The sequence below is a fragment of the Motiliproteus sp. MSK22-1 genome (genome assembly GCF_001968815.1).
Classification (GTDB): domain Bacteria; phylum Pseudomonadota; class Gammaproteobacteria; order Pseudomonadales; family Balneatricaceae; genus Motiliproteus.
Genome location: NZ_MIEQ01000025.1, coordinates 64519 through 76939, shown reverse-complemented (window position 1 = coordinate 76939; position 12421 = coordinate 64519). Strand labels below are relative to the sequence as shown.

Genomic DNA, 12421 nt, shown 5'->3' with positions numbered 1-12421 from the left:
CCTCGGTAATAGCGTCCATATCAATTTTTCGAAAGGTAGAACATGCGAGTCTGTGGTGTTGAATTAAAGGGTGGTGAAGCCATTATTTGTATATTGGGTTATAGCAACGGCGCATTTGATGTGCCAGAGTGTAGGCAGCGTCTGTTTGCCGTCTCCCAGTCAGCGGCAACGGATAGTATCCGAGACTTTCATTTTGCGTTCGCGAAATTAATGCAGGACTACCAGGTCGATGAGGTTGTTGTTATTGAGCGGGACCAAAAAGGGAAGTTGGCTGGAAGTGCAACCAGTTTTAAATTAGAAGCTGCCATTCAACTGGTCGATAAGCCGGTTAAGTTGATATCCCAAGCGACGATGAAAGAAAAGATAAAGCTGAATAAACTACAGGTTGATTTCGATAGTCTTGGGCTTAAAAAATTCCAAAAGCCGGCCTTTAATGCAGCTTACGCTTATCAGAACGGGCTCCTGTTTGGTGATTGAAAGAGCTTCGATAGGGGGGGGCAGGGTGTATAAAGAAGAAGATTCGGGATAAAATGCTTAGTCAGGCCCTGGAATAAAAGGGCCTGACTAACTAATTGATTAATATGCAATCAGGGTGTGTACCGGAATGTCAGCTTCCTGCAGTCGAACTGAGCCCTGAAGGTCTGGGAGATCGATAATAGCAGCAGCCTCGGTGACCTGAGCGCCTAGTTTTCTAATCAGAGTGCTGGCTGCTAGAATACTGCCACCGGTGGCAATTAAGTCGTCTAATATCAGTACTTTATCGCCAGAAGAACATGCGTCTTGCTGTATTTCAACGGTTGCAGTGCCGTACTCTAAAGAATATTCCTCTTGTAAGGTTTGACCCGGTAATTTGCCCTTTTTGCGGATTAGGATTAAAGGCAAATTTAGTTTATAGGCGACAATGGAGCCAATGAGAAACCCCCGTGCATCCAATGAAGCTATATGAGTTATATCTGAATCCATGTAATGCTGGCTGAAGGAGTCAGCCACCATGTGTAACGCCTTTGGATTCAGGAAAAGAGGTGCTACGTCGCGAAAGGTGACTCCGTCTTCTGGCCAGTTAGGCACGGCTCGGATAACTGACTTTAAGTAGCATTCGTCAAACGACATTGTAAGTCCTCAAACTTTTGGAGTGGCACCGCGGAGGTGGTACTGCTTGGTAAATGGGATAATTGCATGAACGTTATGAGCTGCTATCGATAGTCTGCAGAGCCAGGGCTTTCATCGCAGACTTTGGCATCTCCTGAAACCTGGAAAAGATCTTCTAAGCTAACAATCTCAATTTCTTTCCCCTCAACATTAATAAGCTGCTGCTTCTGAAATCGAGTAAATATACGACTAACGGTTTCTACCGCAAGACCAAGATAATTACCGATCTCATTTCTAGACATTGACAGTCTGAAAACGGTTGCTGAATAGCCTCTTTGTTTAAAGCGATCCGATAGCTTGCATAGAAATGTTGCGACTCGCTGTTCGGCTGTTTTTTTACTTAACAAGAGCATCATCTGTAGTTCGGCCCTTATTTCTTTCCCCATGCTGTTTGTCAACTGCGTACGTAATTGTGGAACCTGACTTGCCAGTGCTTCCAGCTGTATATAGGGGTATTCAAGAACGGTTGTGGTTTCAAGTGTTTTGGCTGAGACAGGGTGGTGGTCAGTCCCTATGCCACTAAGAGCTACGACTTCCCCAGGGAAGTAAAACCCGGTGATTTGCTCTTCGCCTTCATTAGTTACTGTATAGGTTTTTAGAGTGCCCGCTCGTACAGTGAAGATAGACATAAAAGGGTCACCCTGAAGAAACAGGTGAGTCCCTTTCTTTAAAGGTGGGCTGGCCTCAACAATCTGAGACAACTTGTCTGCGTCGGTGGATTCCAATGCAAAGGGTTGAGAGCTCAAGCCGATAGAAGGACGAGCACGTTGAGCGCCATTGGCATTGTGAAAACTTTCAGTATGTATTGGCTTTTCAGCCATAAACCTCATCCATGCTTGTTGTTCTATTGCAGAGGAGCCTGCTGGAGGCATTATGTAACATTTACAATCAAGGGTGAAGGCTTTGATTTAAATGAATGTTATGGCCGGTGGTAATATTTAGCTATCTATTTCTCTGCTTTGTCATATTAGCAATCCCTGCTATTTTTTTATCCATGGATTGATTCTAGATGATTCTCGAAAAAGTGCGACCTGTTTGCTCTTTGGGTATGTATGCATCGAATGTCATGCAGATACGGCGAATTAACAAACGGCCGGCGGGTGTGACAATGATTTGTGGTCCATCGATGACAAGAAGGCCATCTTTAATATACTGATCCATCCTTAATAGCTCATCTTTAAAGTAGTCATTGAATTCTATGCCGAAGCTTGCCTCAATTTGTTGACAATCAAGCTCAAAGTGACAGATTAGCTTGGTTATAACTGCTCGACGGATTCGGTCATCTTTGCTGAGGATGACTCCGCGTTTGATTGCTTGTTCGCTGCTATCTATCGCATCCTGGTACAGTTTCAGGTCGTGCTCGTTTTGATAATACACATCGCCGATCTGGCTTATCGCTGAAACTCCCATTGCAACCAAATCACAGTCACTGTGAGTGGTGTAGCCTTGGAAGTTGCGGTGGAGGTTTCCTTCTTGCTGCGCTATAGCCAGCTCGTCGGTAGGTTTCGCAAAGTGATCCATGCCAATGTATACGTAACCTGCACTGATTAGTTGACTGATTGTGTTTTCAAGAATAACCAGTTTGTCTTCGGGCGCGGGCAAATCCTCTGCATTTATGTGTTTTTGCGAGCGGAAGCGATCAGGCATATGGGCATAGTTAAAAATAGACAATCGATCTGGGCTTAGCTCAATGATCTTCTCCAGCGTTGCAGAGAATGAGTCTATTGTTTGATGGGGTAATCCGTAAATCAGGTCTATATTGATCGATTTGAAACCCAAATCTCTGGAGCTGGTTATGATCTCTTCAGATAGCGCGATGGGTTGCACTCGATTGACTGCTTGCTGAACTTCTGTCTTTATATCCTGCACGCCAAGGCTTACACGATTGAAGCCCAGCTCCCGGATGACTTTCATCCGGCCCGCATCGGCCTCACGTGGATCTATTTCAATGGAATAGTCTCCCAGATCATCATCTCGAAGGTTGAAATTGCTTCTGATATGTCCAACCAGTTCCCGCATTTGATCATCATTGATGAAAGAGGGGGTGCCCCCTCCCCAGTGGAGCTGGTTGACAATGCGGTCGTTCGAGTACCATTCTGACAATTTGCGCATTTCTATGTAAAGCTGCTCCAGATAGGGCTGTGCGCGCTTTTTGTTGCGGGTTATTACCTTGTTGCAAGCGCAGAAATAGCAGACGTGAGTGCAGAAAGGGATGTGCATATACAGTGACAGGGGGGCCGTTTTATCTGCCGTCTCCTGGCCGTGTTGTACCAGTTGCCGCGGGCTTAGCTCAGGATCAAACTGAATCGCTGTAGGGTATGACGTATACCGGGGGCCGGACAGGTCGTATCGCTTGATGAGGTCTAGATCCCATTTGATTTGATTTTCTGCGGTCACAATTATCTACATCCTTTGGTGCCACTGGAAGAGGCTTTGGTCTTGAATATGTGCTTATTAGAACACACTGCTCTTAGTGTTGCAGTAGTGGTCAGTCCTGCAAATATCACAAATCAATTTATTGAAATTTCCTTAACAGGAGTTGAATCCGGCTTGGTTATAGATTGACATCTATAACCAGATGTTTAGTGTGTGTACTTGCGTAGCCGCTTGTTCTCTATAGTCTTTCAGGAGGTGGTGTTTGGTATTTTGAAGCGGTTTGGACACCGGAAGTCAGCTGTTGAAATAGTGTCTTATTATAATGGCTAATTGCGATGGGGTTGGAAAGGGTTTTAAATGCATTTCCAACTCGAGTTGTAAAATGACATATCTCAATAAAAAGACTTTATTTATCAATAACTAGCGTTTGTTTGTATATTGATTTGACATTGCGCACAAAAAGTCGTCTTATTACGCGCGTTTAAAACCCTGCATTAATGGGGGTTAGGTTTAAAGCATCACAACGTTTCTTCGGCCCAAGAAGGGGGGGTTCATGGACGCCACAGCAGAACAGAAGTACAACCTGGGTGTTGTACGCTGGTTCGCGGTTATGTCTATCGTCTACCTAGTGGTAGGCGCTAGTGCCGGAGTATATATTGCTTCGGAATTAGCATGGCCGGTACTCAATTTTGATTTACCATATATTACTTTCGGGCGGTTGAGGCCGCTTCATACCAATGCGGTTATTTTTGCTTTTGGTGGCTGTACGCTGATGGCTACTGCATTTTATTCTGTTCAGCGCACATGTGGCGTCCGTCTCTGGAGTGACAAGCTGGCATGGTTTACGTTCTGGGGATGGAATTTGATTATCGTGTCAGCCGTAGTGACTCTTCCTCTGGGATTGACTCAGGGCAAAGAATACGCTGAATTGCAGTGGCCGATTGATATCGCTATAGCAATTGTCTGGCTGAGTTATCTGTTTAATTTTGTGATGACTATCGCTAACCGCAAAAGTTCTCATATCTATGTATCGAACTGGTTCTTCCTGTCGATGATGATCATGATTACCTATCTTCACGTTGTAAACAGCTTGGCTATTCCGGTCGGTCTATTCGAATCTTACTCCATTTTCTCCGGTGTTCAGGATGCTATGATTCAATGGTGGTGGGGACACAATGCAGTAGGGTTTTATCTGACTGCTGGCTTCCTCGGTATCATGTACTACTTTGTTCCGAAGCAGGCTAACCGTCCAGTTTTTTCATACCGTCTGTCTGTTGTCCATTTCTGGGCATTATCCTTTGGTTACGTATGGCTGGGAGCGCATCACCTGCAATACACCGCGTTGCCTGACTGGACCGGTTCTCTGGGGGCTGCTATTTCACTGGCGATGATCATTCCTTCCTGGGGTGGAGCTATCAACGGTATGATGACGCTGTCTGGCGCATGGGACAAACTACGGACTGACTACGTACTGCGTTTCCTTATTATGTCACTGGCTTTCTATGCCATGTCGACATTTGAAGGGCCTGTTATGTCCATTAAGACCGTTAACGCTCTGTCTCACTATACCGACTGGACCATTGGTCACGTACACTCCGGTGCTTTGGGTTGGGTTGCTATGGTTGGTTGTGGTGCGCTATATCACTTGATCACCAAGTGCTTCCATACAGAAATGTACTCAACACGCCTGATTAACATGCACTTCTGGTGCTTCACCATCGGTACCGTTATATACATCGTTGCGATGTGGGTGTCCGGTATCATGCAAGGCCTGATGTGGCGTGCGTACGACGAATACGGCACTTTGGTTTATACCTTCGCTGAATCTGTAGAAGCGATGCATCCTTACTACGCGATGCGTGCGATTGGTGGCGCTATCTTCCTGCTGGGGGCGGCAACCATGCTCTTTAATGTGTTCATGACCGTTCGCAAGTCCACATCCGAAGGCAAGGTGCAGCAAGCTCGCACTGCCGTAGTCAGCGCTTAATAGGGAGACGGATAAGATGGCTAATAACACAAAACCGAAGAGCTTGCAGGAGTGGTGCGAGGTCAATATCTGGGCCTTGATTCTGGCTACCGCTCTGGTTGTTTCTGTCGGCGGTATTGTTGAAATCGTACCCTTGTTTACGATTGAGAAGACGATGGAGCACAACAGTGCGCCTGAAATCGTGTGGCAGCGTAAAGAGGGTCAAACGCTGGCAGATTGGAAAGCCGGAGACGGTATTCGCCCATATACTGCGCTTGAGCTGGCTGGGCGTGATGTTTATATCCGTGAAGGCTGTTACCTGTGTCATTCGCAGATGATTCGCCCGTTCCGAGATGAAAAAGAGCGTTACGGCCATTACTCACTTGCGTCTGAATCTATGTATGACCATCCATTCCAGTGGGGCTCCAAGCGTACTGGACCTGATTTGGCGCGAGTAGGTGGTAAGTACTCGGATGACTGGCAGCGCAAGCATTTGCGAGCGCCTCGGTCAGTGGTTCCTGAATCAGTCATGCCTAACTACCCTTGGTTGCAAGAGGCGATGGTTGATGGTGAAACCATGCAGGCTCACATGACTGGGCTACAGACTATTGGAGTTCCTTATACTGACGCTGATATTGCAGCTGCTCCCGCTGTTGTTGAAGGGAAGACTGAAGAAGATGCTATGGTCGCATTTCTCCAGGTATTAGGAACGATGGCGAAGCTGGACGAAAACAAGGCTTATCGTGAATAGTTTGAAGGAGTACTTCAGTACTAACTGGGCGGAAATGACCACTCAAGACTGGGTGGGTACGATTCTCACCGTGGTGGTTTTCTGCCTGTTGGTCGTTGTGTACGTCTATGCTCTGCGTCCTAAAAACAGGGAAAAGTTGGAATCTTACAAGCACATCCCTTTGGACGATGAGAGCTCTGATAGCGGAGATAAAAATGTCGGATAAAAATCCTTTTCCGGGTGAAAACAATACGGGTCATATTTGGGATGACAATATCCGTGAGTTGGCGAACCCGATCCCTCGCTGGTGGATGATTGGATTCTGGATTTCCATCCTGTGGGTCGTTGGTTACGGTGTTTTGTATCCTATGATTCCTGGTTCGAATGATCACACCAAGGGTGTAACTGGTTGGACTCAAATCGGTGAGTATCAGGAAGGCCTTGATCAGGTTGAAGCGATTCGTGGCAAATTTGAAGAACAGATTAAAGATTTGTCAGCAGCTGAAATTCTTGCTGATGATGGGCTATCTACCTATACAGTAGCTTCTGCCCGAGTTCTGTTCGGTGATTATTGCGCTGCTTGTCACGGCAGTGGTGGTCAAGGTGGTCCTGGCTTCCCTGTGCTGGCTGATGATGATTGGTTGTACGGAGGTAAAATTGAAAACCTGGTGCAGACAATTACTAATGGCCGTCGGGGAATGATGACCGCTCAAGGTGCAATATTGAAGCCCGAAGAGGTTGATACTCTGGCTCAGGCTATCGTTGATGGAACTATAGCTGAAGAGCCTCTGTTCAAAACCAAGGCTTGCTTTGCTTGTCACGGGATGGATGCTAAAGGAAACCCAGCTTTAGGCTCTGCAAATCTTACCGATGCAATATGGAGATTTGATGAAGATGATAAGCTGGCCAGCGCCAAGTACACGATAATACATGGTGTCAACGCTGCGAATGATCCAAAAACTCGTCAAGCGGTCATGCCTAGTTTTAAAGATCGCCTGTCAGAAGGTGATATCAAGAAACTCGCTGTTTATGTCTATAAGCTGGGCGGTGGGCAATAAGACGCGCTTGTAAAGGCGTAGAATCGACCGGAGCATGTGTTCCGGTCAAGATGGGAGGAACTGATTATGACGGCAGATGCTGTGCTTATTGGTTCCGTGTTGAGTGTACTCGGTGCTGTAGTTGTCTTTGGTTATTTTGTATTCAGAGGAATACAACATATCAATGAAGACTCCGAGCGTCACAACAAGTAGTCGCGGACCATCTCATGGAAGGGGGATTGAACAGTCCCCCTTTTTTATTGTCTGAGCATTTCTCAGGCTCCTTGCTGTTGTCGATTTGCTGCTTACTGATATGACCACTGATTGCAATGAAAAATCTTTGATATAGAGCTGTCTTTGGTATGTAAGAAGTATATAAATTAGTATAATCTTAATAATAGGTTGAACTAATTGTGCGATGCGCAAAGGCTGTCGTTTTTTACCTAAGCCTCCGATAGAATTCGCCCGATCCTGAAATATCACTCCCTCGAAGGAGATCCTACATTGAGCGATGTGCAAAATAGAATTCCAGCTACTAGTGTTGATGATTTGTACGCCGAAGCGGGTCATTGGCATATAAATACTGGCGAAGAAACGATTCATGCTAAGCGAATGCCAGGTAAATGGAGAAGTATAAAGTGGTGGGCAAATAGTTTTTGGTTAGTATTTTTTCTGGGCCCTTACCTTCGCTGGGATGATCGTCAGGCCGTTTTGTTCGATATTCCTAGTCGTCAATTTCATATCTTTGGGGCTACATTATTGCCACAAGACTTTTGGATGTTGGCCCTGTTGCTGTTGTTTTTTGCCATTTTGTTGGCGGTTGTAACAGCTGTAGCGGGTCGGGTCTGGTGTGGTTTTTTTTGTTTTCAGACCATTTGGACCGATATTTACACCTGGATTGAAGAAAAGCTTGAGGGGAGCCCGCAAAAGCGGCGAAAGCTTGAAAAAGCGCCATGGGATCTGAAAAAAATTAAGGTTAAATCTTTAAAGCATTTCTTATGGTTGATTATTGCGGTAATTACGGGAATTAGTTTCACCGCCTGGTTTACTGATGCTTTCGTGCTTTGGGGGGAGTTGTTGAGTCTGCAGCTTGGCATGGTTTCTGTCACATTTATCGGTATGTTCATTCTTGGCACTTACATCTTGGCAGGCTTCATGCGAGAGCAGACTTGCTTTTGGCTCTGTCCCTATGCCCGAATTCAAGGAGTCATGATTGATAAGACCACTGTTTTGCCAACCTATGATTATGTTCGAGGTGAGCCCCGTGGTCGAGTAAAGAAGGGGCAAAGGGAAGAAGATCGAGCAACGGGCGACTGTATCGATTGTAATCAATGCGTTGCCGTCTGCCCTACAGGCGTGGATATTCGTAATGGCCAACAGGAAGGGTGTATTACTTGCGCGCTTTGTCTTGATGCTTGTGACTCTGTTATGGATAAAGTAGGTCGCCCTCGTGGGCTGATCCGTTATGAGTCTCAGGAAGGGCTTGATACGGGGCATTCTATTCCTATTTTAAAGCGGCCCAGAGTCTGGGTTTACGGCTTTATTTTGCTGGCTTCCCTGAGTGGTATCATTTATGGCCTGAGTACATTGGATTCAATTCAGTTGAAAGTGCTGCATGACCGCCAGCCATTATTTGTCATGCAGAGTGATGGTTCAATACAAAACAAATACCGTTTAAAAATGTTGAATAAGTTAAAGGACCCCGTTGAGGTTACAATTACAGCCAGCGGCCCTGCAGGACTGATACTAGTTGGCGCAGAGAAAACTGTGACCTTGAAACCCGGAACTGTCTCTGGGCGAGATGTTTTTGTTCGAGTTCCGCGGAGTAATCTGGTAGGGGAGTCCCAGTCCATCATCTTTTATATAGAAGGTGCCGGAGATTCAAATCAGATTCTCAAAAGTAAGCGCGAAAGTGTTTTTATCGGCCCCAGATAGGATCAGCTGAACGCTAATAGGCTGAGAGGCCCCAGGTGTTTCAGCCATTAGGAACTCAATTAATGACTAACAACCAGCTTTGGTAATAGAGAGAGAAACATGGGAAAAATACAGTCTGCCTGGCGTAGCCCATGGGTGATTGGTCTGACAGTGATGGGCGTGATTTTTGTCACGGCGAATTTCTATTTGATTTATCTTGCCGGCGACCGGGCACCCAGTCTGGTCGCAGAAAATTACTATGAGCGAGGGCAGGATTACGAAAAAAACATGCTAAAAAGGCTAGCGAAGGATCCTGGTTGGAAGATGACATTGACCCCACCGGCTAAGATCAGCCTTAAGCAGCCTGCAGAGTTTCAGTTCAGTCTGCTCGATAAGGAGGGAAAGGTTGTTACTCCTGATTCGGTGACTTTATTTGCTTACCGGCCGTCAGATTCCAGAGCTGATTTCTCTACCGAAATGAGCCGCCTGGCTCCTGGGAATTATCAGGTGAAAACCCAGTTTCCTCTAAAAGGATACTGGGATTTGTTGGCTAGTGTAAAAGACGGAGAGGAAGAGTTTAATATCTCTCTACGTATTTTTGTTGAAGAAAACTAGCTGATGTCTAATGAGGCCGTGACTGGTTCTGCTGCTGGGTTATCTGTAGATCCAGCAATGCAAAGAGTTGACTCCAACAGCCTTTGCTTTCATTGCGGATTGTTTTCCGATTCAGAGCAGGCCATAACCAGAAAAGTTGAAGGAGAAGCACGGCTGTTTTGCTGTCACGGCTGCGCGTCCGTATGTGAGGCAATTTTCAGTGCCGGTCTTAACGGGTTCTACCAGCGTCGAATGGAAGGGGATTTTTTAGCGCCTCCTCCTGAGATCCCCAAAGAACTTGCTTTTTACGATCTAGATGAAATTCAACAGGACTTTGTCACCGAACTCGGGGCTGAGCGTGAAGTTCAGCTATTGGTTGAGGGTATTCACTGTGCTGCCTGTGTCTGGCTGATTGAAAATAGTCTGCGACGTATCAGCGGTGTTATTGACGCCAGGGTTAATCTAACCGGCAGGCGGTTACAAATTCGTTGGGATAATGAAGTTATACCGTTATCTTCAATCATCCGAAGCCTGGGGATGCTGGGTTATAATGCTGTACCTTTCGATCCTGAAGCTGCAGAGGGGAGTCTGAAGCGAGAAAACAGGAAGTTGCTCTACCGTATGGCGGTAGCAGGGTTCGCAATGATGAACCTGCTGTGGATCTCTATTGCGCTCTATACCGGAGCGGACCAGGGTGAGTTTCGAGAGATGTTTCACTGGATTGGGTTAGCTTTGGCCACACCAACGCTGCTTTATTCCGGTTTTCCTTTTTATAGCGGGGCCTGGGCAGGTCTGAAAAACCGAAGCCTGGGGATGGACCTTCCCATTGCATTGGGAGCCACTATTACCTATTTGTATTCGGTCTATGTAACATTGTCCGGAACGACAGTTGGAGAAGTCTATTTTGATACGGTCGTTAACTTTCTCTTTGTAATTCTTGTAGGGCGTTACCTGGAAGCTATTTCCAAACGTCAGGCCGTGGCGTCGACACAACGGCTGCTGGACCTTCAGCCAAAAGTCGCTAACCTCATACGCGATGGTGACGAACGGGTTGTCCCAATTCGTTCAGTTGCGCTGGGGGATATAGTTGTCGTTAGACCAGGAGAAAGAATACCTGCAGATGGTACTGTGGTTGCGGGAGCGTCAAGTATCGATGAAGCAATGTTGACCGGAGAGTCTGAACCGGTGTCTAAGAAGGTTGGATCTTCGGTGTGTGCAGGCACTATTAACGGTCAAGGGATGTTACGGGTAGAGGTTTCCGGGCTCCTGAATAATACGGCACTGGGAAGAATTATTCATCTTGTCGAGCAGGCTCAGTCCAGCAAGGCACCGATACAGAGTATCGCTGATCGGATAGTTCCCTGGTTTGTGGCAACGACAATAGGCTTGGCGCTGGCTACTTTCAGTTGGTGGTTTAATGTTGGAATAGAACAGGCGCTAATGGCGGCAACGGCTGTATTAATCATTACCTGCCCCTGTGCCTTTGGTTTGGCGACTCCTATGTCTATCGCCGTGGCGTCAGGGTTGGGGGCTCGTAATGGTATCTTGGTGAGAAACGGAGAAACGCTGGAATCTTTGTCAGGAATTACTCATTTTGTTTTTGATAAAACAGGGACCCTTACGGAAGGGATAATCTCAGTTGTATCGATAAAGACTCTCAATCAGCATTGGTCGCGGGGAGATGAGGTTTTATCTGAGGATGTTAAAGCCCTTATGACCCTTGTGTATGCGGCAGAACATTCTTCAGAACACCCTGTTGCATCTGCTGTTCGACGTTTCTCTGATGAGTTCCTGAATAAAAATTCTCTGAGGGTTGAGTCGTTCATCAGTGAACCTGGCTTCGGTATATCTGCGATGGTAGAAAAGCAGTTAGTCCATATTGGTACAGCGGCCTGGATGGATAAAAATGGTGTGACAAGGCTTGCCTGGTTGGATGAGCAGGCTGAATCATTGGATGCTGTTGGTATAGGTTCCATACGTTGCGCAATTGATAACAGAGAAGTAGCGGTGTTGGGTATAGAAGACACCTTGCGGGAAGATTCAATTGAAGTGGTCTCCAAGCTAAAACAAAAGGGAATGGGAGTTACACTGCTTAGCGGCGACAGACAGGCCACCGCCGAAACCGTGGCGAAGCGGTTGGGAGGCATGGAGGTGATAGCCGAAGTGCTGCCGGCTGATAAAGACAAAGTTATTGCAGCACTCCAGGCTCAAGGACATAGAGTTGCTATGGTCGGGGATGGTGTAAATGATGCGCCGGCACTGGTTCGAGCCGATGTCGGGATAGCATTGGGGTCGGGAACTGATGTGTCTATAGCCAGTGCTGATATCGTTTTAATGAGTAATGAACTGAAAAAAGTCTTATTGGTATCGAATCTTTCACAGCGAACACTGAAAGCAATCAGGCAGAATATTGCTATTTCCATTTCCTATAATTTAATTATGGTGCCTTTGGCAATGGCTGCATTGGTGACTCCGCTTGTGGCAGCGATTACCATGCCTATCAGCTCTTTACTGGTGATTGGTAATGCTGCTCGAATTCATTCAGTATTTCGTAAGCGTGATTAGTGTATTGTCTGATCATGTGACCGGAATTAGAGAACACTTGGGCATAATTCATTGTAGTGAGATAATGTTCCTGCCTAAGCGTTCAGGAGT

General features: G+C 46.4%; 12 protein-coding genes. 9 read left to right on the top strand and 3 right to left on the bottom strand.

The window, feature by feature from the left end:
• The first annotated feature begins 42 nt into the window (after positions 1 to 42).
• On the top strand, positions 43 to 477 hold the full coding sequence (locus BGP75_RS05765; RefSeq protein WP_076716433.1) for a DUF3010 family protein: 435 nt from the start codon (positions 43 to 45) through the stop codon (positions 475 to 477).
• A gap of 99 nt (positions 478 to 576) precedes the next feature.
• Here BGP75_RS05765 and BGP75_RS05760 read toward each other — a convergent pair whose 3' ends face one another.
• The 3 genes from BGP75_RS05760 to hemN form a co-directional block, all read right to left on the bottom strand.
• Positions 577 to 1110: an adenine phosphoribosyltransferase gene (locus tag BGP75_RS05760; RefSeq protein ID WP_076716430.1), complete on the bottom strand. Its 534-nt coding sequence runs from the start codon at positions 1108 to 1110 to the stop codon at positions 577 to 579.
• An 83-nt stretch (positions 1111 to 1193) separates the two neighbouring features.
• Positions 1194 to 1970 (bottom strand): fumarate/nitrate reduction transcriptional regulator Fnr, encoded by a 777-nt coding sequence (fnr, locus tag BGP75_RS05755; protein WP_076716428.1) that lies wholly within the window; start codon positions 1968 to 1970, stop codon positions 1194 to 1196.
• Between the two features lie 184 nt (positions 1971 to 2154).
• The gene (hemN, locus tag BGP75_RS05750) at positions 2155 to 3546 is read right to left on the bottom strand and encodes an oxygen-independent coproporphyrinogen III oxidase (protein WP_076716425.1); all 1392 of its coding nucleotides are present in this window, start codon (positions 3544 to 3546) and stop codon (positions 2155 to 2157) included.
• A 532-nt stretch (positions 3547 to 4078) separates the two neighbouring features.
• Between hemN and ccoN the strand changes: the two genes are divergently transcribed.
• The 8 genes from ccoN to BGP75_RS05715 all read left to right on the top strand — a co-directional run bounded on the left by ccoN (position 4079) and on the right by BGP75_RS05715 (position 12331).
• Positions 4079 to 5512, top strand: a complete 1434-nt coding sequence (ccoN, locus tag BGP75_RS05745) for a cytochrome-c oxidase, cbb3-type subunit I (protein ID WP_076716423.1) — start codon at positions 4079 to 4081, stop codon at positions 5510 to 5512.
• Between the two features lie 16 nt (positions 5513 to 5528).
• Complete coding sequence (ccoO, locus tag BGP75_RS05740; protein ID WP_076716420.1) at positions 5529 to 6242, top strand: cytochrome-c oxidase, cbb3-type subunit II; 714 nt, start codon at positions 5529 to 5531, stop codon at positions 6240 to 6242.
• Positions 6235 to 6447, top strand: a complete 213-nt coding sequence (locus tag BGP75_RS05735) for a cbb3-type cytochrome c oxidase subunit 3 (protein ID WP_076716418.1) — start codon at positions 6235 to 6237, stop codon at positions 6445 to 6447. The genes ccoO and BGP75_RS05735 overlap by 8 nt, the downstream gene beginning before the upstream one ends.
• The gene (gene ccoP / locus BGP75_RS05730) at positions 6437 to 7279 is read left to right on the top strand and encodes a cytochrome-c oxidase, cbb3-type subunit III (RefSeq protein WP_076716415.1); all 843 of its coding nucleotides are present in this window, start codon (positions 6437 to 6439) and stop codon (positions 7277 to 7279) included. Before BGP75_RS05735 ends, ccoP begins: the two co-directional genes overlap by 11 nt.
• 66 nt (positions 7280 to 7345) lie before the next feature.
• Positions 7346 to 7471 carry a hypothetical protein gene (locus tag BGP75_RS27565; protein WP_255395926.1) on the top strand — a complete coding sequence of 42 codons (126 nt, stop codon included), beginning with the start codon at positions 7346 to 7348 and terminating at the stop codon, positions 7469 to 7471.
• A 300-nt stretch (positions 7472 to 7771) separates the two neighbouring features.
• Positions 7772 to 9193, top strand: coding sequence for a cytochrome c oxidase accessory protein CcoG (gene ccoG / locus BGP75_RS05725; RefSeq protein WP_233152854.1), 1422 nt, complete (start codon positions 7772 to 7774; stop codon positions 9191 to 9193).
• A gap of 99 nt (positions 9194 to 9292) precedes the next feature.
• Positions 9293 to 9787, top strand: a complete 495-nt coding sequence (locus tag BGP75_RS05720; RefSeq protein ID WP_076716410.1) for a FixH family protein — start codon at positions 9293 to 9295, stop codon at positions 9785 to 9787.
• 3 nt (positions 9788 to 9790) lie between these two features.
• Positions 9791 to 12331 carry a heavy metal translocating P-type ATPase gene (locus BGP75_RS05715; protein WP_083704644.1) on the top strand — a complete coding sequence of 847 codons (2541 nt, stop codon included), beginning with the start codon at positions 9791 to 9793 and terminating at the stop codon, positions 12329 to 12331.
• Positions 12332 to 12421 lie beyond the last annotated feature (90 nt).